This is a genomic window from Frigoribacterium sp. 2355 (assembly GCF_054060695.1).
Window position 1 is genome coordinate 219,062 of sequence record NZ_JBSSDL010000002.1, and the last position, 24,086, is coordinate 243,147.

Genomic DNA, 24,086 nt, shown 5'->3' on the forward strand with positions numbered 1-24,086 from the left:
CCTCCGCGCCCCTCCGTGCCGTCCGCGCATCGAGTGGTCCCGGATCGTCCTCCGCCCCACGGCGGACGACGGTCCGGGACCACTCGTTTTGCCTCGCGGGGCATACGACGACGCCCGTCGTTGTTCACCCCCGCATGAGCATTCCCCTCTCGATCCTCGACCTCGCCCCCGTCGCACCCGGCCAGACCGTGCGCGAGAGCTTCGCGGCCTCCGTGGCCCTGGCGCAGCAGGCCGAGGCGAGCGGGTACCGGCGGGTCTGGTACGCCGAGCACCACAACATGGCCTCCATCGCCTCGAGCGCGACGTCGGTGTTGATCGCCCACATCGCGAGCCAGACCTCGACCATCCGCCTCGGCTCGGGCGGCGTCATGCTCCCGAACCACTCGCCGCTCGCCATCGCCGAGCAGTTCGGCACCCTCGAGACCCTGCACCCGGGGCGCATCGACCTCGGCCTCGGCCGAGCCCCCGGCAGCGACCAGGCCACGTTCCGTGCCATGCGCCGCGACCCCTCGTCGTCCGAGCGATTCCCGCAGGACGTCGTCGAACTGCAGGCGTTCCTCGCGGGGGAGTCGCGCGTCGCCGGCGTCCAGGCCGTCCCCGGGGCGGGCACGAACGTGCCGCTGTACATCCTCGGTTCGTCGCTGTTCGGTGCCAAGCTCGCCGCCGCCCTCGGTCTGCCCTACGCCTTCGCCTCGCACTTCGCCCCCGGTGACCTGGTGGACGCCGTCTCGGCCTACCGTCGCGAGTTCCAGCCGTCGACCCAGCTGAGCGAGCCGTACGTGCTCGCCGCCGTCAACGCGATCGTCTCCGACGACGCGGACGACGCCGACACGCAGTTCGCCGCCGTCAAGCGTCAGCGCCTCATGATGCTGCTGCGCCAGAGCGGGCAGATCGACCCCACCCGCGAGTTCGGCGACGACGAGCTCGACCACCTGCTGCGCACCCCGGTGGGGCAGCACGTCCAGACCATGACGACCTACACCGCCGTCGGCACGCCCGGCGACGCACGCGAGTACATGGAGCAGTTCGCCCGCACCGCCCAGGCCGACGAGCTGATCGTCGCGCACTCGGCGTCGTCGACGGAGGCGCGCCTCCGGTCGGTCGCGCTCCTCGCCGACGCGATGCAGCTGGCCCCCGCCGCCGCGTAGCGCGTCGGCGCCAGCCCGCCGCCGCACGGCCCCGCCCCGGCATAGCCCGCTGTTGCCGACCCGCCCCCGCACGGCCCGCCGTCGCACGGCCCGTCGGGGCCGGGATCGCGCCGGCGGCTACGGCGCGGTGAACAGGAAGACGAACACGACGGCGACGGGCTGCAGCGCGGCCCCGCCGAGCAGCATCGTGCGCCGCACCCACGGTCGCGACGAGATCGCGGGCGTGCCGAGCAGGGGGCTGAGGGGCATGAGAAGGCGGAACAGGCTCTGCTGGGGCAGGAACACCGCGACGAGGTAGGCGAAGAACCCCGCGGTGAACGCGACGACCTCGTGACCGAGCCGCAGCGTCGAGCGTCGGCTCACCCAGAACGTGAACGACGCGATGATGGCCAGCACGAGCACGATGCCCCCGATGCCCAGCCACCGCCCGGCGAGGAGGAACCACGGGGTCAACGGCACGAACGCCGGGCGGCCGACGTAGTCCACCCACCAGGCCATCTCGGTCTCGAGGTAGGCGTCGGACTGGCCCGTGACCACGTGGGCGACCACCGGCCAGGCGAGTCCCGCCGCGGCCATCCAGAGCCCCGCCACGACGATCGTCGTCAACTCACGCTTCGGCATCCGGCCACCGACGACGAATTCGCGCAGCCCGGCCCAGGCACGACGGAACGTCGTGCGGGCGGCGAGGACGAGTGCAGGAGGCGCGCTGCCGATCCCCGCGATCCGTCGCGTCCCGGCGCCTCCGGGAGACCGCGGCGTCGACGCGGACGGCGTGCCGGCACCCGCCGCGCCGTGCCCCGTGGCCGAGGCCGAGGTCGAAGCGGAGGTCGAAGCGGAGGACGTGGTCGAGGCAGCGGCAGCGGCCGTGCGGGCCCCGGGCCGCTCCCGCTCGGTGTGCCACCGCACGATCAGGTGGATGCCGAGCGCCAACGCCAGGGCGAGCGCCCCGGGTCGGACGAACGAGGCGACGATGCCCGCCGCCGCCACGAGCGGGTAGTTCCGCCGCTGCATGGCGAGCAGACCGCCGAACATCAGCAGGAGGAAGAGGCTCTCGGCGTAGCCGACCGACATGACGAAGGCCATCGGTCCGAAGCAGAACAGCAGCACGGCCCAGAGGGCGCCGGTGCGTCCGACCTTCGTCACCAGCAGGCGATGGAGGACGACCGCCGCGGCCGCACCGAAGACGGTGGCGAGCAGAGGGGCGGCGACGACGAAGTCCATGCCCGTGGCGACCATCAGCAAGTGGCAGAGGTACGGGAAGACCGGCAGGAACGCCCACTCGTTCGGCAGCACCTCGCCGGCCGCGTCGGTCGGCAGGGTCGAGGGATAGCCGTGCAGCGCGATGGTGCGGTACCGGTCGGCGTCCCACGACGAGGTGAAGTCGAGGAAGCTGCGGTCGCTGCCGGGGGTGATGAAGGTCGCACCGGCGAGTTTCGCGACCTCGTAGACGGCGAAGAGGACGCTCGTCGAGAACAGCCGCGACGCGAGGTAGACGACCAGCACGCTGCGCCAGCTGCCCGAGAACCGATCGGCGAGACCGACCGAGAAACCGGGTCGGCGCAGCCTCGCCGCCGACGGCGACGCGATCGTCTCGCGGCTCACCGCCCCGCCCCGTGTCCGGTCATCTGGACGACGCTACCAAGAGTCGGCTGTGACGGGGCAAGATCGTCCCGTGCCCCTTCCGTCCTTCGCCGCCCTCGGGATCGACGACGTGGCCGTCGCGGTCTACCGTCACGTCGTCGCCGGGGCCGGGCTGGCGGACGCCGCGGGAGCGGCGGCCGGGCCGACGCCCCAGGCCGTGGCACGGGCCGTGCACCTCGACGAGGCGACGGCCCTGGCCGCCCTGGAGCGCCTCCGTTCGCTCGGGCTCGTCCAGCGCTCGGCGGGGGGCGAGGGCTACGGCGCGGTGGACCCGCGCGTGGCCGTGCCGGCCGTCGTCGCCGCGCGTGCCGACGCGCTCGTCGAGGTGCGCGCGGCCGTGCCCGAGCTGGGAGCGCTGTTCGACGAGGGCCGCCGCCCGCACGACGCCGACGAGCTCACGCGGGTGGTCGTCGGTCACGCGGCCGTGGGGGACTGGTACTCGAGGCTGGAGCACCGGGCGACCACCGACTTCGTCGCCTTCGACCGTCCGCCCTACGTGGTCGCGTCGAACGAGTCCACCCAGCGGGTCGCCCTCGGGCGCGGCGTGCGGTGGCGGGCGGTGTACACGGTCGCCAGCATCTCGGCCGACGGCAGCTGGCAGGGCGTCCACCGCCTCGGCGCCGACGGGGAGGAGGCCCGCATCACGCACGACCTGCCGGTCAAGCTCGCCGTCGCCGACCGCCGGGTCGCCCTCGTCTCGATCGGGCACGACCCCGACCGGCCCGAGGCCCTCGTGACCGAGTCCGAGCCGCTCGTCGCCGCCCTCCACGACCTGTTCGAGGCCCGGTGGCGCAGCGCGTTGCCCGTGCCGGGCACCCCGGGGGCCGGTGGGGCCGCGGTCGACTGGGCCGCGGTGGCCGCGCGACTGGCGTCGTCGTCGACCGTGCCGGCGACGTCGGGAGCCACCGTGCCGTCGCGGGACCAGGAGGCGCGACTCGCGATGCGACCCCCCACCCCCGCCGAGCGCGACCTGCTCGCCCTCGTGGCGGCGGGGGCGACCGACGAGGTGATCGCGGGTCAGCTCGGCATCTCGTCCCGCACGCTCCGGCGGCGCCTGCACGCCCTCTTCGACGAGCTCGGCGCGAGCAACCGGTTCCACGCCGGAGTCGAGGCCGCGCGCCGCGGCTGGGTCTGAGTCAGCCGACGCCCAGGCCTCTCACGGCTCACCCATCGAGTCGCCTCGATAGCGTCCCGGACGTGATCGATCCTCCCCGTGCGGAGCCCTCGTGCTGAGGCTCTCCCTGATGTCCGCGGGCACCCTCGCCGCCGTGTACGCCGTGGCCGGAGCACTCGTGGTCTCGACGGTGCGCCGTCCGCGCGGGGCCCGCACCTGGTGGCGCTGGGTCGCCGCAGCCGCCGCGCTGGGGGCCTGCCTCGGCGCGCTGGTCACCTGGTGGCTCGGAGACGTCGAGGACGTCCTCGACGTCCCGCCCACCTGGGTCGACCGTCTCTGGGTCGGGGCCTTGCTGGCGGTGGTCGGCGGGGCCGTGGTCGCCGTGGTGCGCGGAGGCGCGGGGCGGCGGGTCCTCGCCGCCTCGACGATCGTCGTGACGGCCCTCGCCACGGGCCTCGCGATCGATCGCGACAGCGGGCTCTTCCCGACCGTGGGGGCCCTGCTCGGCGTGTCGGACGTCTCGCCGCTCGTCGTCCCGGACGCGCAGGGGGCGGCCGTGCGGGCCGGCCGGACGTCGACCCCGGCGGCACCGGACCTGGGTCGCACCTGGCGGGCACCCGCCGACCTGCCGTCCCGCGGACGGCTCGGCAGCGTCGCCATCCCGGGCGCGGCGTCCCACTTCGACGCGCGGGACGCCCTGGTGTACCTGCCGCCCGCCGCCCTCGTGACCGATCCGCCGCCCCTGCCCGTCGACGTCGTCCTGTCCGGACAGGGTCCCGGCGCCGCGCCGGAGAACCTCGTCGACGCCGGACGGATGGTCGAGACCCTCGACGCCCTCGCCCGCACGCATCACGGCCTCGCGCCGATCGTCGTGATGCCCGACCAGCTCGAGCGGCCGACCAACAACCCGATGTGCGTCGACGGACCCCTCGGTCACAGCGAGACCTACCTGACGGTCGACGTGCCCCGGTGGATCACGAGCCATCTCTCGGTCCAGGCGCCCGGTCGGGCGTGGGCCGTGTCGGGCTTCTCGGAGGGCGGCACCTGTTCGCTCCAGCTGGCGGCGGGCCACCCCGAGCTCTTCGCCTCGTTCGTCGACGTCTCGGGGCAGCGGGGACCACTGCTGGACGGGGGAGCCCGGGCGACGGTCGAGCGCGGCTTCGCCGGCGACCGGGCGGCCTACGACGCCGCCCAGCCGCTCGCCGTGCTGGCCGCCCGGGCCCCCTACGCCGACAGTGCCGGGTTCTTCGCGGTCGGCGGGACCGACTCGCGCTACGGACCCGTGATGCCCGTCGTCGCGGCGGCCGCCCGGGCCGCAGGCATGGACGTCACCCGCCACGTCGTGCCCGGCAGCGGCCACGACTGGTCGACGGCGTCGCGCGGGCTCGGCGCGGGGACGGCCTGGGCGGCGGCGCGGCTCGGGCTGACGACGCGGTAGGGAGGCGCGGCGAGGCGACCGTCCGCCGAAGGGGGGACGACGTCGGTGCCCCGCCCGCGCCTCCTCGTGTGAACTCTCTGGCCGAAGCCGGTCAGTGGCCGGTTTCGGCCATGGCCCCCACTAGAGGGTCACCGACATTCACAGGTAGTTCTTATGGATCGACCGCGGCCCGGGGCTGCGGCGCACCACCGACAGCACGTCCCGAACGACGTGCATCGAAAGGCGATCCGTGATCACACCATCCGGCCGACGCAGGCCGACCGCTCCGCCCCGCACCCGACTCCGTGGCGGCTTCGCCACCCTCCTCGCCACCGGCGTCGTCGCCGCGGGCCTCGTCGCGGTGCCGGCCACCGCCTCCTTCGCCGCGGACGGCCCGGCCGTCGTGGGCGACAGCCAGTTCTCCGACGGCAAGTACATCGTCACGTTGCGCGAGCCGGCGGCCGCGACCTACGAGGGCGGGCAGCCGGGCCTCGCCCGCACGGCCGTGCCCGAGGGCAGCGACCTCGACGCGCAGAGCGCTCCCGTGCAGGACTACGCCGAGCACCTGAAGGGCGTCCAGCAGGACGTCGCGGCGGCGGCCGGCGCCACCGTCCAGGCGAGCTACGCCATCACGACCAACGCCTTCGCGGCCGACCTCACGGCCGCCCAGGCCGCCGAGCTCGCGAGCGACCCCTCGGTCGCCGCCGTCTCGAAGAACGAGCTGCTCAAGCTGCAGGCGACGCCGTCGACCGAGTTCCTCGGCCTGGGCGACGCCGAGGGGAACGGCGGCGTCTGGGACGCCGTCGGCGGACGCGAGAAGGCCGGCGAAGGCGTCGTCGTCGGCATCATCGACTCGGGCATCGCGGCGGGCAACGCCTCGTTCGCCGGTGACCCCCTGGGGTCGGCCAGCGACGCCGAACCCCACCTCGACGGCGACCGGACCGTCTTCGCCAAGGGCGACGGTGGCACCTTCACCGGCGTGTGCCAGACCGGCGTGCAGTTCGACGCCGGCGACTGCAACACGAAGCTGATCGGTGCGCGCTACTTCGTCGACGGCTTCGGCGTCGGCAACATCGGCACCGAGGAGCAGGGCGAGTACCTCTCTCCCCGCGACGGCAACGGCCACGGCTCGCACACGGCGTCGACCGCCGCGGGCAACGCCGACGTCGAGGCCACCATCGGCGACCGTTCGTTCGGCACCGTCTCGGGCGTCGCCCCGGCCGCCAAGATCGCGGCCTACAAGGTCTGCTGGGACGGCCCCGACCGCGTCGCCACCGACGACGACGGCTGCGCCACGCTCGACCTGATCGCCGCCATCGAGGCCGCGGTCACCGACGGCGTCGACGTCATCAACTACTCGATCGGCGGAGGCGGGGCCACGAGCACCTTCTCGGCCACCGACCAGGCGTTCCTCGGCGCGGCCTCGGCCGGCGTCTTCGTGGCGGCCTCGGCCGGCAACGACGGCCCGACCGCTACCACCGCCGACAACGCGGCACCGTGGATCACCACGGTCGCGGCGTCGACCATCCCCAGCTACAGCGCGACGGTTCGGACCGCCGACGGCACCGACTACTTGGGCGGCTCGATCACCGTGCCGACCGGCACCGACGGCCTGACGGGCGACTTCGTCTCGTCGACCGCCGTCGCGGCCGCCGGCGCCGACGCCACCGCGGTGACCCTCTGCGCACCGGACACGCTCGACCCGACCAAGGCCGCCGGCACGATCGTGCTCTGCGACCGCGGCGTCTACGACCGCACGGCCAAGTCGGCCGAGGTCGAGCGCGCCGGCGGCATCGGCATGGTGCTGGTCAACCCGACGAGCAGCTCGGTCGACCTCGACGAACACGCCGTCCCCACGGTCCACCTCAACGCCGACGACTACGACGCGGTCCACGCGTACGCCGACACCGAAGGTGCCACCGTCACCCTGCTCGACGGCAACCCGGGCGCACTGCCCGAGCCCGCCACCCCCCAGATCGCCGGCTTCTCGTCGCGCGGCCCGGTGACGGCCGACGGTGGCAACCTGCTGAAGCCCGACATCTCGGCCCCCGGCGTGGCGATCCTCGCCGACGGTGCCAACGCGCAGGGCGAGCCCGGCACGTACGAGTTCCTCTCGGGCACGTCGATGTCGTCCCCCCACATCGCCGGTCTGGCCGCGCTCTACCTCTCGAAGGACGTCCACCCCGACTGGACCCCGGACGAGGTCAAGTCGGCCATGATGACGACCGCCTACGACCTCGTCGGTGAGGACGGTGCTCCGAGCCGGGACGTCTTCGCCCAGGGCGCCGGCCACGTCGACCCGACCGCGTTCCTCGAACCCGGGCTGCTCTACGAGAACGGTCCGGCCGACTGGCAGGCCTACGTCGACTCGATCGACACCGTCGAGGGCACGGACTCGTCGCTCAACCTGCCGTCGATCAGCGTCGGCTCGCTGGCCGGCACCGCCCAGGTCACGCGCACCGTCACCTCGACCGGGGCGGGGACCTACACGGTCGCCCCGATCGAGATGGACGGCGTGACGGCGACGGTCGAACCCTCGACGTTGACCTTCGGCGCCGCGGGCGAGGAGCAGGACTACACGGTCACCTTCACCCGGACGACGGCGGAGCTCGACCAGTTCGCCACCGGCTACCTCACCTGGTCCGACGGGACCCGCGACGTGCGCAGCCCGCTCGCCGTGCGCCCCGTCCAGCTGCAGGCCCCGGCCGAGGTGGTCGGCGAGGGCGCCACGGGCGAGAAGGCGTTCGACGTCACGGCGGGCGACGCCCTCGAGCTGCCGCTCACCACCGAGGGCCTCGCCGCCGGGCAGGTCACGACCGGCTCGGGTGCGGCAGGCACCGCGGCGGCCGAGACGCCGGTCACGATCGCCGAGGGCACCAGCCACGCGCGCTTCGTGCTCGACAGCGCCGACGACACCGCGGACCTCGACCTGCTCCTCTACACGGCCGGCGCCGACGGTGCGCCCGACCGGCTCGCGGCGTCCTCGGCCACCGGTTCGGCGGACGAGCAGATCGACCTCGACGCCCCCGCGGCAGGAGAGTACGTGCTGCTGGTCGACTTCTACAGCGGTGCCGGGCAGCTCGACTACACGCTGACGTCGTACCTGCTCGACCCGGCGACGGCCGTCGGAGGCTTCACGGTCGACCCGGCTACCCTCTCCGCAGGGCTGGGCGAGACGGAGACGCTGACCGCGTCCTGGACGGGCCTGCCCTACGAGCAGACCTTCCTCGGCCGCGTCGTGTACGGCGACACCGGACAGGTCACCTATCTCACGGTCGCCTCGGGAGAAGAGCCCGAGACGCCCACCGATCCGGGTCCCGGCCCGGGCCAGCCCGGCCACCCCGGTCAGCCCGGACACCCCGGCGGCTGGAGCCTCGGTGACATCCTGCAGTGGATCTGGAACGCCCTCGGCGACCTCTTCCACGGCTGGTTCCCCTGGCGCGGGTAGCACCCGCGGCCTGACGGCCTGACGGCCTGAGCCACCCGGAGGCGGTGGTCACCTTCCCCCGGCAGGGCGACCACCGCCTCCTCGCGTCCCCGCCCCCTCCCGCCCGCCTGCCCCGCCCCGTGGTGTCGGCAACTCCTGGCCCCTGCTGCGGCGGCGGTCGCCAGCGGGGGAGTCGGGGCGGGTGTCGGTCAGCGTGCAGGAGTTGCCGACCGGGGGTGGTCCGTGTCGGCAACTCCTGGTCCCTGCTGCGGCGTCGCTCGCCAGCGGGGGAGTCGGGGCCGGTGTCGGTCAGGGTGCAGGAGTTGCCGACCGGGGGCCGTCCGTGTCGGCAACTCCTGGCTCGTGCTGCGGTGGGGTTCGCATGCCGGGGAGTCGGGGCCGGTGTGGGTCAGGGCGCAGGAGTTGTCGACCGGGGGCCGTCCGTGTCGGCAACTCCTGGCGTGTGCTGCGGTGGGGGTCGCCTGCGGGGGAGTCGGGGCGGGTGTCGGACAGGGTGCAGGAGTTGCCGACGAACCGAGCACCGCCCACCGAGCACGGCGCACGGCGCACCGCGCACGGCGCACCGCGCACGGCGCACCGCGCACCGCGGAACGTCCGTCGCCCGGGCTCCACCCTCGTCGCCCGTTCCTCGTCCGGGTGATCTGTCCCCCCGATGGTGGACACGGTCGGCACGCCGGCCCTAGTTTGGGTGTCACCCGAGACGTGACGATCCCCGTTCACCCGACCCCGGCGCCGTACCCGAACACGGCACCGGGGGAACAGGTCGAGGCGCGCGTCTGCCCTACCCGAAAAAGGCACCACCATGCATTCGCTCACCCTCGCGGGGTCTCCCCGTCGCGGGCGGAGGGCCCTGCGCCTGTCCGCCGCGCTGCTCGCCACCCTCGCCCTGGCCGGCACCGCCGCCCTCACCGGCACCGCGGCTCCGGCCCGGGCCGCCGAGATCGACGGTGCCATCACGAACGTGACGGTCACCCCGACCACGCCGAAGCAGGGTTCCCAGCTCACGACGACGATCGCGTGGCAGGTGCCCGACGACACCCTCGCCGGTGACACCTTCACGCTGACGCTCAGCGAGCACCTGAAGAACCTGCCCACCGACTTCGCGCTCCGCGACCCCGCCACCGGTGCGGTCGTGGCCGACGCCGCCGTCGTCGGGACGCGCCCGTCCGTGGTCACCTTCACGATGACCGCCTACGCCGAGGACCACCTCAACGTCAGCGGCCAGGCCTTCGTCACGTCCGACTTCGAGGGACGCACCACCCCGTCGGGCGTGCCGACCCCCTTCACGTCGACCACGAACGACGGTCGCGACTTCACGACCGTCGTCACTCCGACCGGTGTGTTGCGCGGATCGGACGTCGTGACGAAGTTCGGCACCTACACCCGTGCCGACCAGGGTCGACTCGTGGCCGACGACTTCCTCGTCTGGAGCGTGAACACGCCGATGGGGCCGTTCGACTCGGCCACCGTCGGTGACTCGGTCCCCGCCGGCGAGGCGTGGTCGTTCGACTGCGACACCGCCGTCTTCACCGAGATCCGCACCAAGGCCGACGGTTCGCTGGCCGCCCCGGTCGCCGTGACCCCGGCCTCGTTCGACTGCACCGACTCCGGGTACACGGTCTCGTGGGGCGCGCAGACGCGGACCGCGCAGTACCGTGCCGCCGTCGCCGTGAGCCTCGCCGCCCCCACCGGCACCGCGACCGCCCCGCAGACCTTCACCAACGCCGCGACGGCGTCGACCGTCCGGGCCGGTGTCGCCGCCGGCAGCCGGGTCACGGCCTCGAAGGTCCAGGCCTCCGCCGGGGGAGTGGGCAGCGGTGACGTCCCCGTCTCCGCCGTGAGCATCACCAAGGGCGACGCCGCGGGCCACGCGGCCGACACCGCCGACGCCGCCGTCGTGCTCTCCGATGGGACCGCCTCGCTGGCCTACCGGGTCACCAACACGGGTGCCGACGCGCTCGCCGACGTCTCGGTCTCGGACGCGGTCGTCGCCAACGGCACCGTCACGGGCCTGAGCTGCGACTTCAGTGTCCTGGGCGGACCGTCCACCGGTGTCACCTGGGCCGGCCCGCTCGCGGTCGGTGCCTCGTTCGACTGCACCGCCGCCCTCGCGGGTGTCACGGCCGGCACCGCGGACCACCACGACGTCGGCACCGTGACGGCGCGGGGCGTCGAGTCGGGCCAGGCCGTGACGTCCTCGAACGCCTGGTTCGCCCGCGTCTCCGGCGCGACCGGCACGACCACCACGCCGACGTCCGCCCCGACGACGACGCCGGCCGCGATCGCCGCCCCCGCGGCGGGCCCGACCGCCCCGGCCGCGTCGACGCCTCGACCGGCCGCCGCGGCAGCGACCACCGGTCTCGCCTTCACCGGGGCCGAGCTGGCCGGTCCGGTCACGTTGGCCGCACTGCTGACCCTGCTCGGTGCAGCGCTCGTCGTCTCGGCCCGTCGCCGTGCGGCCCGCGCGGCGCTGACCGGCGACGCCGATCGCGGCCACCGCGGCGAGTAGTCGACCCGTCAGGGGGTGCCGGGTGCGGCGGACACGACGTCCGCCTCACCCGGCACCCCCCTTTCGTCCAACCTGCACCTCCCCGAAACAGACGTGGACTAGGTTCGCTACTCGTGACAGAAGACAACGGACACACGATGCGCGTCGTCAGCTACAACCTTCGCGAGCACACGGCCAAGGGCGAGATCCGGTCGCTCGCCGAGGACAACGACGCCGACGTGCTCTGCCTGCAAGAGGCCGACACGAAGGACATCCCCGACGAGTTCGGCGAGTTCGCCCTCGCGGCGTCGACGCACAACAACCGTCTCGGGCTGGCGGCCTACTACCGCCGTTCGCGCTTCGAGTTGCTGGGGACGAACGTCTACGCGCTGAAGAAGTCGATGCACGACCGGGTGATGTCGCCGGCGCACGAGCGTCTCCTGGCCATGCACCTTGCTGACCGGCAGAGCGGACGCGACGTGCTGATCGGCTCGTTCCACGCCGCCCCGCTCACCGCCACGAACGCCCTGCGGAAGAAGCAGGTCGAGTCGGCGCACCGCCTCATGCGAGCGCTGGCGCCCGGCGTGCCGATGCTCATGGTGGGCGACTTCAACTACCCGTGGTTCCACGGCGGTCTCCGCAAGCACATCGAGCGCGACGGCTTCGTGCTGACCCGCAGTTCGACCCCGACCTACCTCGGCTACAAGTACGTCAAGGGCCACTTCGACTTCGCGACGAGCTACGACCTCAAGATCGAGGACGTCGTCACCCTGCCGGCCGGCATCAGCGACCACCGTCCGATCATGGTCCGCGCGCGGGGGCTCTGACCTCGCGGGTTCCGCACACGACGACGGGCCCGGTCACCTCCTCGGTGGCCGGGCCCGTCGTCGTGGTGCCGGGAACCGCAGGAGGCGCGGTGCGGCCGTCAGCCTCACCGCGCCTCCTCGGGGCCGGGAACCGCAGGAGGCGCGGTGCGGCCGTCAGCCTCACCGCGCCTCCTCGGGTCGTCGCGCCCGCGGGCGCCGCCGGGGCCTAGGCGGCCAGGGCGAGCTCGCGGGTCTCGACCGACGAGGCCTGCACGATGGTGCGGCTGGGCTCGTGGCGCCAGCTGCGACCGGGGATGACCCAGCCGGCCGCACCGTCGACGACGACCGACGCACCGACGCGCACGGCGGCGGTGACGTCGTCGCGCCAGGCGCGGACGGCGAACTGGGTGCCGCGGTCGTCGACGACGACGAACTCGACGAGGCGGGCGGTGGTGAGGGTGGGCGCGGTCGTGACCGTGCCGGTGATGCTGATGATGTCGTTCATGATGCTCGATTTCGATGTGTGCTCTGTGTTGCGACAGAATCCGTGGCACGAGATGCCGGATGGGCGCTCGTGGTCCGCCTGACGGCGGTGGTCGGGCCCGCGGTGACGGCGGCCGGAGAAGTAGGGCAACGATGATCGGTGGTCATCGTGCGCATCCGGCGAGGTCGTCTCGCGAGGCTGTTCGGGCGGTGCACCGGTGTGGACTCGGTCGTCACCGCACGGGGCACTTCTGAGAAGAGGGGCCCAAGCGACTCACCACAGTAACACGCCCGGGGTACGTCCACCAGTGTTTCCTCGGAAGGTTCGACGGGGGTGAGTGGTTGGCTCTACACATGACCACGATCCCCACCATCACCCTGAACAACGGAATCCAGATCCCTCAGCTCGGGTTCGGCGTCTACCAGGTCGACCCGGCCGAGACCAAGGACGCCACCCTCACCGCGTTCGAGGTCGGTTACCGCCACATCGACACCGCCGAGATGTACGGCAACGAGGCGGGCGTCGGCGAGGCGATCGCCGAGAGCGGCATCGACCGCAGCGAGATCTTCGTCACCTCGAAGCTCAACAACGGCTTCCACAAGCGTGACGACGCGCTGAAGGCGTTCGACGGCACGCTCGACGCGCTGAAGCAGGACTACGTCGACCTGTTCCTCATCCACTGGCCGCTGCCCGGCATCGACGTCGACTACGTCGAGACCTGGAAGGCCCTCGAAGAGATCCACGCCAGCGGCCGCGCGAAGTCCATCGGCGTCTCGAACTTCCAGCAGCCCCACCTCGAGCGCGTCCTCGACGAGGGCTCGGTCGTCCCGGTCGTCAACCAGATCGAGGTGCATCCCTACCTGACCCAGGACGCGCTGCGCGAGTTCGGCGTCTCGAAGGGCATCCACACCGAGGCCTGGTCGCCCATCGCCCAGGGCGGCGTTCTCAAGGACGAGACCATCACCGAGATCGCCGAGCGCGTCGGCAAGACGACCGCGCAGGTGACGCTGCGCTGGCACATCCAGCGTGGCGACATCGTCTTCCCGAAGTCGGTCACGCGCTCTCGCGTGGAAGAGAACTTCGATCTCTTCGACTTCGAGCTGACCGACGCCGACGTGGCCGCCATCACCGCCCTGAACAAGGACGAGCGCACCGGTCCGAACCCGGACGAGTTCAACTACATCCCCAGCTGATCGCCTGATCGGCATGACGTCGCGCCGGGTCGCGACGCCGAGGCACCGAGGCCGGGTCCGCACGTCGTCACGACGAGCGGGCCCGGCCTCCGCACGTCGGGGCGTCGCGCGGGCGCCTAGTACGATCGACGTTTCCCCCGACCACAGCCGACCAGATCCGGAGGGCGTGACACGGTGCGACGGATCGTCGGCGTCCTACGCCTGCTCGCGGCCGCCGTCGGCGTGGTCGCCCTCGTCGCCGACTTCGTCTACGTGCTCGGTTTCAGCACCTTCAGCTCGATCAACTACTTCAGCTACTTCACGCAGCAGAGCAACATGGCGAACGTCGTGGTGCTCGCCTTCGCGGGCGTCGTGTCGTTGCGCGGGCGACAGGAGCCCGGCTGGTTCGCGGGAGTCCACGCCCTGGTCAGCACCTACGTGATCGTGTCGGGCATCGTGTTCGGCATCATCGTCGCCGAGTCGGCGAGTCACGACTACCGCATCGAGGTGCCCTGGTCGAGCCAGCTGCTGCACTTCGTGATCCCGACGTTCGTGCTCGTGGACTGGGTGTTCGGCCCCGACCGGCCGCGGGTGCGGTGGCGGGTGCTCTCGGTGGTGCTGGTCTTCCCGCTCGTGTGGGGCGTGTTCACGATCGTCCGCGGCGCCGACGTCGGCTGGTACCCGTACTTCTTCCTCGACCCGGCGCAGGTCACCTGGCCGGGCGAGTTCCTGTTGTACAACGGCATCGCCCTGGGCACGATCGTCGGGGTGCTCGTGGGGCTCGTCGCGCTGAGCCACGTGCGGCCGCACGCGCGGGCACGGCAGGGTGGCGGGCCGGCGTCGGCGACGGGCACCGCGCCTCCTGCGGTCGACGGACGAGGAGGCGCGGGTCAGGACGTCGGGTCGGCCGTCGGCTCGTCGGTGGGCGCGGGGGACCCGGCGGCCACGAGGTCGAGGTAGGGCGCCAGGCTCTGCATCGCCGCGGCCACCGCCGCGTCGTCGTCGAGGCCGGAGACCTCGGCCGCCGCGTCGCCACCGGTCAGCGCCACCAGCACGGGTGCGCCGGTCGCGGGCATGAGGTTGACGAAGAGCCGGTAGGGGGCGTCGTCGTCGAGCACGGCCCAGACCGTGGCCTGGGTGGACCAGAAGGCCTCGTCGAAGCGCAGCCAGAGCACCTCACGCGTGCCGACGCCGAGGGCCTCGATCGCGTCCGTGTGGGTGGACGGCAGGTCGGGTGAGAACTCGGGCACGCCGGTCTTCAGCACGCCCAGGGGGATCGTCGACACCGCGCGGTCGACCGAGAGCGACTCGCCGGTCGCGAGCCTCAGCCCCACGCCCTGGTCGCCGTACTGCACGCGGACGACGTTGCTGTCGCGGAGCACGTCGAGGCCGTCGAGCAGGCCCGCGACGAAGCCCGACAGGCCACCCGTCACCACGGAGGCGCCGGTGGGCAGCAGGTCGCGTGCGGGGTCGTCGCCGAGGGCCGAGGCGGCGAGGTCGTCGGCCCCGGCCCCCCAGCGGGCCGGGAGGAGGTCGTCGAGCACGAGCGCGAGACGGTCGGCGTCCGAGACCCCGTCCGGACCGGGCAGGGCCGAGACCTCGTCGGCCCCCGAGCCGGAGAGGGCGTCGGCGACGCTCGTGCCGGAGTCGGCGTCGGTCGTGGTGGAGCGCCCCGCGGCCCAGGACGCGGCCCGGTCGAGACGGTCGGCGGCGTCGCCGAGGGAGTCGACCGCACCGTCGGACGTCCGGACCTCGACGGTGTCGTCGAGCGGCCGGGTGCGGACGCGGGCGAGGGCGAGGGCAGCCTGGAGAGCCACCGACCCGGGGCCCTCGAGCAGGCCGACGCCGAGTTCGACCGGGTAGGGCCAGTCGTCGTCGTGCACGCTGTGCACCCGGCCGCCGACCCGGCCGCGGGCCTCGACGACCACGACGTCGTAGCCCCGGTCGACGAGGGACCGCGCCGCGGTCGCCCCCGCGATGCCGGCGCCGATCACGGCGATGCGTTCGTCGGCCGCGGCGACCCCGGCGACCTGCGCCGCGACGTCGAAGCCCGACTGGCGCGCACCGTAGACCGTGCCGCCCATCGTCGAGGCGACGGCTTCTCCGGCGAAGAAGAGGCGGTCGTCGAGCGGGGTGCCGAGCAACCGGCGGTCGGCGTCGGAGGTGCCGGGGGTGAGGTGGCTCGTCGCCCCGAGGGAGTAGGGGTCGTCGGCCCACGAGCTGCGGCGGAAGGCGGCGGGGGCGACCGTGCCCGACGGGGTCGGCGTCGGCGTGGGGGTCGGCGTGGTCGCGGACGGGGTGGGGCTGGCCGTCGGCGCGGGGGAGTCCGTCGTGCAGGCCGACAGCACGAGGATCGCGGCCCCCGAGACCGATCCCGTCAAGAACGCTCGCCGACTGATGCCCATGGTGCGTCCATTCTCGCAGTCGGCGCGCACCGGCGCGCGCCGGGATCGTCCCGTGGCGTCCTGCGCACCGGCACCGCGCCTCCGGGTCGCGTCCTGCGTTCGGGCGCCGCGCCTCCCGGTCGCGTCCTGCGTTAGGGGGCCGCGCCTCCGGGTCGACGACCCGTCGGGGCGGGCCTCAGGCGTCGACGGTCTCGAGGAAGGTGCGCAGCAGGTCGGTCACCTGGTCGACGGGGAGCAGCGACGAGGCGTGGTCCTGGCCGACGAGCGAGTAGAAGACGGCTGCCGGCATCCGGCGGGCGGCCTCCTGGGACTCGCGGTGGCGGTCGACGTCCCGCGTGCCGGCCAGCAGGAGGGTGGGGACCTCGACCGAGTCGAGCTGGGGGACCGTCAGGCCGCCACCGGTCTCGGCTGCGGTGAAGAAGGCGGCCAGGGCGGTCGGATCGTCCTGCATGAAGGCCAGACGGGTCTCGGGATCGATCGGACGGCCGATCGTCTCGCCCCAGCGGTCGACGAAGCGGGCCATGCCACCCGTCGTCAGGGCGTCGTGCCAGTCGGGAGTGAAGGTCGCGCCGATGTTGCCGTTCATCGGGGCCCAGCTGCCACCGATCGTGGTCAGCGTCCGGAGGCGCCGGGGCTCGTGCGCCGCGACGGACAGCCCGATGCGGGCGCCGAACGAGTAACCGACGTAGTGCGCGGGCTCGAGGCCCGTGGCGTCGAGCACGGCGCCGACGTCACCACGGTGCAGGTCCATCGCGTACGACTCGGGGTCGTGGGGCTTGCCGCTCTTGCCGTGGCCGCGCATGTCGAGGGCGACCACCGTGAAGTCGCGCTGCAGGTCCCGGAGGTAGCCGAGCCCCCGCCAGGTGCCGCGCGAGAGGCCCGAACCGTGCACGAGCAGGAGCGGCGGCCCGTCCCCGTCGACCTCGTAGGCGATCTCGGTGCCGTCGACGGGGTTCGGGGTGGTCGCACGCATCCCGACAGTCTGGCAGCGCCGCACAGCTCGTGACGGTTGTGGTCGTAGTGCTCGCTGTGCTCGTTCTGCTCGCTGCGCCCTTCCCGCTCGCTGCGCGCGTCCCGCTCGTCGTGCCCGCTGCGCGTCCCGCTCGCTGCGCGCGTCCCACTCGTCGTGCCCGCTGCGCGTCCCGCTCGCTGCGCGCGTTCCGCTCGCTGGGCGCGTTCTGCTCGCTGCGCTCGCTGTGCTCGTTCTGCTTGCTGCGCTCGCTGTGCTCGTTCTGCTTGCTGCGCTCGCTGTGCTCGTTCTGCTTGCTGCGCTCGCTGTGCTCGTTCTGCTCGCTGCGCGCGTGCCGCTCGTCGTGCCCGTTGCGCGTCCCGCTCACTGCGCGCGTCTCGAGCGTCGTGCCCGCTGCACGTCCCGCTCGTCGTGCCGTTCTCGTCAGGTGACGGTCGACTCGGGTCTGCTCGCGGTCGGGTCGTCCGAGGTGCCGAGTGGCGCGCGATGTCGGCAACTCCTTCCTCGTGCCGCCCGTGCCTCCCGTGGGCGGCGCCCTCGGCCGCCTGCGCGTCACAGGCCCGGAGTTACCGACTCGGCCGGTGCCGCACGAGCAGGTCCTCCCTCGGCACGGTGCGGCACGGCAGGGCCCGGCGCCGTGGCGGACCGGGGTGGGCGGCCCGGTCTTCCGGCGGTCGAGGGGAGGAGGGTGGACGCATGGTCGAGGCTTGGACGGCGGCACAGATCCGTGAGGCGGAGCGCCCACACCTGGAGGCGGGCGAACCCTTGATGAGGCGGGCGGCCGACGGTCTCGCGGACGTCGTGCGCGACGTGTTGCGCGCCTCCCCGTCCTCCCGGGACGGTCGTGCGGGCCGCATCCTGCTGCTCGTCGGAAGCGGCAACAACGGCGGTGACGCGCTCTACGCCGGGGAGTCGCTCGCCCGCGAGCTCGTGCCACAGGGCGGCGCGGTGACGGTCGTGCCCGTGGGGTCACCGGTACACGAGGCCGCCCTGGCCGCGGCGCTCGCGGCAGGGGCCGTGCTCGACGACGTCGAAGCCTGGTGCGATGCTGCGGTCGTGGCGCAGGTTCTGCCCTCGTACGACGTGCTGCTCGACGGACTGGTCGGGACGGGCTCGAACGGAGCGGGGCTCCGAGGGGATTCGCTGCGCGTGGTGCGGGCGGTGCTGCCGGTGGTCGCTGGTGCGACATGGAGTACGGGTGCGGGTGCGGGTGCGGGTACGGGTGCGGAAGCGGCTGCGGCATCGGGGACGGGGAGGGACGCAGGGACTTCCCCGGCCGGAGGTGCGGCCGCGGACGGTGGCGCCACGGAACCCGCACCACGAGTGATCGCGGTCGACGTTCCGAGCGGCATCGGGGTGGACGACGGGGCCCTCCCCGATCCGCCCCACGTGCTGCCCGCGGACGTCACCGTCACGTTCGGTGGCCACAAGGTCGGGCTCGTCCTGGGCCCGGGGGCGGAGCGGGCCGGGCGCGTCGTGCTCGTCGACATCGGCATCGGTCCGGACCTCGCGCGCATGCCCCCGGCGGTCACGACTCCCTGATCGCCGCCCCGCCCCCGGCTCTGCTCGCCTCGTCCCGCCCCCGCCTCGCCCCGCCTCGCCTCGCCTCGTCTCGCCCAGCCCCCGCCTCGCCTCGTGCCGCCCCTGTCCCGTCCGTCTACTGCCCTGTTCCGTCAGGTCTCGTCCTGTCCGTTCCGCCTGCCGTCACCGCCAAGCGTCTGTCCCGGTCGGCAACTCCTGGCTGTCGGCTTCCCGAGGCGGAGCCCTCGCGCCTCCCTCGCGACGCCGACGCCCGAGGCAGGAGTTCCCGACACCGCACCAGCACGATCGGCAACTCCTGCCCCCAGGGCATCGCCACCGGGCCGGAACTCTCGCACGACATCGGGTCTGGGCAGGAGACAGGAGTTGCCGACGGCAGGCCGGTCCCGACCGCGGAAAAGGTCACACCGGTCCGGCGTCGTCTCGTCCCCAGGGGCCCGTCGCCGCCGTGCGTCCCCGATCCGAGTGGCGCGGAGGTGCCGGCCACAGCGATTCCGACACGCTCGTGGACATGACCACGATCGCCGAACTGGTCTCGTCCGCCGGAGGCCTGCTCCACAAACGCGACCTCGTCGCCCACGGCGCGACCGACCGACACCTCACCGTCGCCGTGCGTTCCCGCAGCGTCGTCCGGCCCCGGCGGGGGTGGTACTCCACGTGGTCGCCCCATGACCCCCGGTACGTCGCGGTGGCGGTCGGTGGCCGACTCACGGGAGCGTCCGCCCTCCACCTGCTCGGGGCGTGGTCGTGGTCGTCGCGCCGACCGCCCGTCACCGTGTCGGTTCCGATGACGGCCTCGCGCCTCCGGAGGCGCCGAGGGGCCCGTGTCGTCTGGGACCCCGTCGACTTGAGCAGCCGAGGATCGACCTGGGCGGTCGATCCTCGCGACGCCCTGGCCCGGGCGGTCGTGGAGGCGCGATCCTTCGAGGACGCGGTGATCCTCGTCGACTGGGCGAGGGAGGCAGGCATCGTCCAGGACGATGACGACGCCGCAGAGGTGTTGTCCCGCAAGAGGATGGACGCTGCCGGCCTCGTCGCATGGAGTGAAGGAGGCGCGGAGAGCATCCTCGAGAGCGCCGCCGGAACGAGACTCCGACGCGCGGGACGCCACGTCGTGCGTCAGATCCCCGTCTCGGGGACGAACAAGATCATCGACATGGTGTTCGACGGCATCATCGGCTTCGAGACCGATGGACGAGCACACCACGAACGGCGTTTCGACGAGGACCGGGTCAAGGACGCCGACATCGCCCGTGAGGGGCGGGTGCCGTTCCGGGCGAGCGCCATGATGGTGAAGAACAGGTGGCGGTCGACGGCTGAGGCGATCGATGCGCTGATCTTCACGGCGGGTGGCCCCCGTCGCGCCGAGGACGTCGGCAACTCCTCGTTGCCGCGAGTGCTCGGACCCCGGGGTCGCCGATCGTGGCGGCTGGCGATTCCCCGACGGCGCGCCGGTCGAGAGTTCCCGATCGGGGGGACCTAACGGTGGAGCTCGGGGCCCGTGCCGCTGGCCTTCATCGCGCCGCACGGCCCGGCCAAGCCGATCGCGAGGCACGGCCCGCGGCACGGCCCGCCGTCCGGCCTGGCCAAGCCGCCCGCCGGCTTGGTGAAGCCACCCCGCCCGCGGGCCCAGCCAAGCCAAGCCAAGCCAAGCCAAGCCCAGCCCAGCCCTGCCCGGCCCAGCCCAGCCCACCTCAGCTCCGCGGCGACTGCTTCGACGAGGGGACGACCGACAGCGGAGTGGTGATCGTCTCGAGCGACTTGCGAGCCGCGTCGACTCCGAAGATGAGCGCGATGACACCGCCGACCAGCATGACGCCGGCGCCCAGGAAGTACCCGCCCGTGAGGGGGCCCCGGTCGCTCCCGTCGCCGATGAGGGCGCCGTAGAGGCTCGGAGCGACGGCGCCGACGATCTGTCCGAGGGCGAAGAAGTAGCCGATGACCTGACTCCGTAGCTCGAGCGGGAAGATCTCGCTCACCGTCAGGTAGGCCGACGACGCGCCTGCCGAGGCGAAGAAGAACGAGACGCTCCAGAACGCGGTCTGTGTCGCGGCGTTCAGCACGTCCGCCTGGAACAGGATCGCCGACACGGCGAGCACCGCCGCCGACACGGCGTACGTCAGGAAGATCATCTGACGTCGACCCCAGCTGTCGAACAGCGGCCCCAGCACCAGCGGCCCGAGAAGATTTCCCACGGCGAAGATCAGGAAGAAGTACTGCGTGCTGCTGGGGCTCGTGCCGTAGAAGTTCTGCAGCACGAGTGCGTAGGTGAAGAAGATGGCGTTGTAGAGGAACGACTGCGTGATCATCATCGCGGCGCCGACGAAGGTTCGCTTCGGGTAGTCGTGTACCAGGGTGCGGATGATGGTGCCGAACCCGATCCGCCCCGCCGCGACCACCTCGATTGCCTGGTCGTCCGACACGGGGGTGAGGTGGTCGGTGCCCTTGTCCTTCTCGACGCGGGCCTCGATGTCGTCGACCGTCGCCTCGGCCTCCTTCTCGCGTCCGTGGGTCATCAGCCACCGCGGGCTCTCCGGGATGTGGCGGCGCAGGTAGATGATCGCGAGGCCGAGCACGGGGCCGATGAAGAACCCGATGCGCCAGCCGACGTTCTCGGCGAACAGGTCGGGGTCGAGCAAGAAGATGTTGGCCGTCGCGCCCAGGGCCGCGCCGCCCCAGTACGTCCCGTTGATCGCGATGTCGACGCGTCCGCGGTACTTCGACGGGATGAGTTCGTCGATCGCCGAGTTGATGGCGGCGTACTCCCCGCCGATCCCTGCACCGGCGAAGAACCGGAACACGACCAGGAAGACGAAGTTCGGCGACAGTCCCGCGATGGCGCTCGCCACGAGGTAGATCGCCAGGGTCAGGATGAACAGCTTCTTGCGTCCGAGGCTGTCGGCCATCCGCCCGAAGATGAGGGCCCCGAAGACCTGGCCGACGAGGTAGATCGTGCCCAGCAGCCCGACCTCGGCGGCGGTGAGCCCGAGGTCCGCCTGGAACCCGGCCGAAGCCACGATCTGGATCTCGAGCCCGTCGAGCACCCAAGAGAACCCCAGGCCCACGACGATCGACCAGTGGAACCTCGTCCACGGCAGACGGTCCATCCGGGCCGGGACGAGGCTGCGCGTGCCTCCGCCTGGGCCGCCGTTCGACGCAGTGGTGGGTGAGCTTGTCATGGGTCGGCCTCCCGGGGATGCGTGACGTCGGGTGCGCAGCCTGCAAGTCTGCATCATCTGCACGTGCCCGGACGTTACTCGCGCTCGGAGCCCGTGTCCGCGTCGGCCCGCACGTCGAGGAAGCAGGTGCCCGAGGAGGCGCGTGTCGGCAACGCAGGACTCCTGAAGAGGCGCAGGCCGAGAAGACAGGGACCTCGAGGCGGGGCGCACCCCGAGACAGGAGTTGCCCGCCCCTGCAGCCCCACACCCGCACCTGCAGGGGAAGAGGAGGCGCGTGTCGGCAACGCAGGACTCCTGAAGAGGCGTGGGCGGAGAAGACAGGGACCCGGAGGCGGGGCGCACCCCGAGACAGGAGTTGCCCGCACCCGCACCCGCACCCGCACCCGCACCCGCACCGAATTCGCAGGGGCTGAGGAGGCGCGGGTGGTGCAGGTCGCACCGCCGGCGCCATGGGGCCGTCGCGGGAACGGCATCACACGGCGCGGGCCGTCGGTTGCGCGACGGTTCACGACCTCACGGACGGCTGATGCGACGACGAGCTGCCGACGGCCGGCGCTTCCCCGAGGGTGAGGCCGTGACCATCGGCAGCTCGGAGCTCGGCAGCTCGTCGGCGCCCACGCGCGCCACGCGACGCGCGCGACGCGCGCCGCGCGCGACGCGCGCAGGTTAGTGCGCGACGACCGGCTCGGCGCCCTCGACGACCGGCGGGCGCCGGACGAAGAACGACCCCACGACGGCGAACACCGAGATGATCGCGCCGACCAGGAATGCGGCGCGCACGCCGGCTCCCGTGGCGGCGGCTCCGGCACCGGACTGGCTGGCCGCCGCGGTGGCGGCCAGGGTCATCACGGTGACGAACACGGCGGTGCCGGCGGCGCCCGCCAGCTGCTGCACCGTGCCGACGATCGCGCTGCCGTGCGAGTACAGGTTCGACGGCAGCGACCCGAGGCCCGAGGTGAACAGCGGCGTGAACATGAAGGCCAGGCCGATGCTGAGGGCGACGTGGGCGGCGAGGACCATCGGGATCGGGGTGGACTCGGACACCGTGGACATGAACCACAGCACCGCGCTGACCAGGGTGGTGCCGGGCACGAGCAGCACGGTCGGACCGTACTTGTCGAACAGGCGTCCCACGACGGGCGACAGCAGGCCCTGGACGAGGCCGCCGGGCAGCAGCAGCAGCCCGGTGGCGAGCGGGTCGAGGCCGTGCACGTTCTGCAGGTAGATCGGCAGGACGATCAGGGTGCCGAAGAGGGCGATCATGCCGACGCCGAGCACCGACGCCGAGATCGTGAAGGTGCGCGACGAGAACGTGCGCAGGTCGAGCAGGGCGCGGTCGCGACGCTGCAGCGAGCGCTGACGCAGCACGAACGCGACGAGCGCGACGACGCCGACGGCCAGCGGCACCCAGGCGGGGACGGCGGCCTCGGCCCCTTCGCCGATCGAGCTGAGCCCGAAGACGATGCCACCGAAGGCGAAGGCAGACAGGATCACCGAGGTGACGTCGAGGGGCACCTTCTTCGGCGTGGTGACGTTCTTGACGCGGGCGGCACCGAGCGCGAGCGCCACGAGGGCGATCGGCAGCACGAGGATGAACATGAAGCGCCACTCGAGCACGCTCAGGATGACGCCCGAGATCGTCGGGCCGATGGCCGGTGCGACAGAGATGACGATCGAGATGTTGCCCATCGTGCGGCCGCGCGTGGCCGGCGGCACGAGGGTGAGCACGGTGGTCATCAGCAGCGGCATCATGATCGCCGTGCCCGAGGCCTGCACGACGCGGCCGAGCAGCAGCACGCCGAAGCCGGGAGCGATCGCCGAGATGGCCGTCCCGAGGCTGAAGAGGCTCATCGCGGTGATGAACACCGGGCGGGTGTTGAAGCGCTGCAGCAGGAAGCCCGTGATCGGGATGACGACGGCCATGGTGAGCATGAAGCCCGTGGTCAGCCACTGGCCCGCCGTGACGGTGATGTCGAGGTCGCGGGTGAGGCTCGGCAGGGCGACGCCCATGATCGTCTCGTTGAGGATCACGACGAAGGCCGACACGAGCAGCAGCCCGATGACGAGCTTGTTGCGCGCCTCGGTGCCGGCCTGGTCGCCGTCGGCGCCCGTCGTCGCGGTGTCGCCGGTTCGGCTCTCGCCGGCTCGGCTGTCGCCGACGGTCGTCGGGGGAGAGGGGTCGATGCTCAAATGGGGCTCCTCGGAGGTGACGGCGGTGTGCCTGTGCGACCGAACGTACGAGACGGTCCGGTTCTTCCCGATCCGTCCGATCGCG

The 24,086-nt window shown here is 72.7% G+C and carries 16 protein-coding genes; 10 read left to right on the forward strand and 6 right to left on the reverse strand.

Features of this window, described 5'->3' with window-relative positions:
• The first annotated feature begins 134 nt into the window (after positions 1–134).
• Complete coding sequence (locus tag ACVJ1F_RS03885) at positions 135–1,148, forward strand: LLM class flavin-dependent oxidoreductase (RefSeq protein WP_056047824.1); 1,014 nt, start codon at positions 135–137, stop codon at positions 1,146–1,148.
• 117 nt (positions 1,149–1,265) lie between these two features.
• Here the strand turns inward: ACVJ1F_RS03885 and ACVJ1F_RS03890 are convergent, their stop codons facing one another.
• On the reverse strand, positions 1,266–2,750 hold the full coding sequence (locus ACVJ1F_RS03890; RefSeq protein ID WP_456884812.1) for a mannosyltransferase family protein: 1,485 nt from the start codon (positions 2,748–2,750) through the stop codon (positions 1,266–1,268).
• A gap of 70 nt (positions 2,751–2,820) precedes the next feature.
• On the opposite strand from ACVJ1F_RS03890, the gene ACVJ1F_RS03895 reads away from it, so the two are divergent.
• The 5 genes from ACVJ1F_RS03895 (at position 2,821) to ACVJ1F_RS03915 (ending at position 12,083) form a co-directional block, all read left to right on the forward strand.
• A complete protein-coding gene (locus ACVJ1F_RS03895; RefSeq protein ID WP_402751994.1) occupies positions 2,821–3,924 on the forward strand; it encodes a helix-turn-helix transcriptional regulator in 1,104 nt (367 codons plus the stop codon).
• A gap of 109 nt (positions 3,925–4,033) precedes the next feature.
• Entirely contained in the window at positions 4,034–5,341 is a 1,308-nt protein-coding gene (locus tag ACVJ1F_RS03900) for an alpha/beta hydrolase (RefSeq protein WP_456884814.1), read from the forward strand.
• Between the two features lie 229 nt (positions 5,342–5,570).
• Positions 5,571–8,768: a S8 family serine peptidase gene (locus tag ACVJ1F_RS03905; RefSeq protein ID WP_456884816.1), complete on the forward strand. Its 3,198-nt coding sequence runs from the start codon at positions 5,571–5,573 to the stop codon at positions 8,766–8,768.
• 802 nt (positions 8,769–9,570) lie between these two features.
• Positions 9,571–11,277, forward strand: coding sequence for an Ig-like domain-containing protein (locus ACVJ1F_RS03910; RefSeq protein ID WP_456884818.1), 1,707 nt, complete (start codon positions 9,571–9,573; stop codon positions 11,275–11,277).
• A gap of 113 nt (positions 11,278–11,390) precedes the next feature.
• Positions 11,391–12,083 carry an endonuclease/exonuclease/phosphatase family protein gene (locus ACVJ1F_RS03915; protein ID WP_456884819.1) on the forward strand — a complete coding sequence of 231 codons (693 nt, stop codon included), beginning with the start codon at positions 11,391–11,393 and terminating at the stop codon, positions 12,081–12,083.
• A 205-nt stretch (positions 12,084–12,288) separates the two neighbouring features.
• On the opposite strand, the gene ACVJ1F_RS03920 is transcribed toward ACVJ1F_RS03915, so the two are convergent.
• The gene (locus tag ACVJ1F_RS03920) at positions 12,289–12,567 is read right to left on the reverse strand and encodes a hypothetical protein (RefSeq protein WP_056046704.1); all 279 of its coding nucleotides are present in this window, start codon (positions 12,565–12,567) and stop codon (positions 12,289–12,291) included.
• A gap of 332 nt (positions 12,568–12,899) precedes the next feature.
• Between ACVJ1F_RS03920 and ACVJ1F_RS03925 the strand changes: the two genes are divergently transcribed.
• Both ACVJ1F_RS03925 and ACVJ1F_RS03930 read left to right on the forward strand, forming a co-directional pair.
• Positions 12,900–13,739, forward strand: a complete 840-nt coding sequence (locus ACVJ1F_RS03925) for an aldo/keto reductase (protein WP_159825978.1) — start codon at positions 12,900–12,902, stop codon at positions 13,737–13,739.
• Positions 13,740–13,913: 174 nt separating this feature from the next.
• The gene (locus tag ACVJ1F_RS03930; RefSeq protein WP_056046700.1) at positions 13,914–14,678 is read left to right on the forward strand and encodes a Pr6Pr family membrane protein; all 765 of its coding nucleotides are present in this window, start codon (positions 13,914–13,916) and stop codon (positions 14,676–14,678) included.
• On the opposite strand, the gene ACVJ1F_RS03935 is transcribed toward ACVJ1F_RS03930, so the two are convergent.
• Complete coding sequence (locus tag ACVJ1F_RS03935) at positions 14,609–16,123, reverse strand: FAD-dependent oxidoreductase (RefSeq protein ID WP_456884822.1); 1,515 nt, start codon at positions 16,121–16,123, stop codon at positions 14,609–14,611. The genes ACVJ1F_RS03930 and ACVJ1F_RS03935 overlap by 70 nt on opposite strands.
• A 175-nt stretch (positions 16,124–16,298) precedes the next feature.
• A complete protein-coding gene (locus ACVJ1F_RS03940) occupies positions 16,299–17,096 on the reverse strand; it encodes an alpha/beta fold hydrolase (protein ID WP_456884823.1) in 798 nt (265 codons plus the stop codon).
• A gap of 693 nt (positions 17,097–17,789) precedes the next feature.
• On the opposite strand from ACVJ1F_RS03940, the gene ACVJ1F_RS03945 reads away from it, so the two are divergent.
• Together ACVJ1F_RS03945 and ACVJ1F_RS03950 are read left to right on the forward strand one after the other, a co-directional pair.
• The gene (locus ACVJ1F_RS03945) at positions 17,790–18,635 is read left to right on the forward strand and encodes an NAD(P)H-hydrate epimerase (protein WP_456884825.1); all 846 of its coding nucleotides are present in this window, start codon (positions 17,790–17,792) and stop codon (positions 18,633–18,635) included.
• A 508-nt stretch (positions 18,636–19,143) separates the two neighbouring features.
• A complete protein-coding gene (locus tag ACVJ1F_RS03950; RefSeq protein ID WP_456884827.1) occupies positions 19,144–20,115 on the forward strand; it encodes a hypothetical protein in 972 nt (323 codons plus the stop codon).
• 211 nt (positions 20,116–20,326) lie between these two features.
• Here the strand turns inward: ACVJ1F_RS03950 and ACVJ1F_RS03955 are convergent, their stop codons facing one another.
• Positions 20,327–21,739: an MFS transporter gene (locus ACVJ1F_RS03955; RefSeq protein ID WP_456884828.1), complete on the reverse strand. Its 1,413-nt coding sequence runs from the start codon at positions 21,737–21,739 to the stop codon at positions 20,327–20,329.
• Between the two features lie 738 nt (positions 21,740–22,477).
• On the reverse strand, positions 22,478–24,001 hold the full coding sequence (locus tag ACVJ1F_RS03960; protein WP_207114414.1) for a DHA2 family efflux MFS transporter permease subunit: 1,524 nt from the start codon (positions 23,999–24,001) through the stop codon (positions 22,478–22,480).
• Between the last annotated feature and the right edge of the window lie 85 nt (positions 24,002–24,086).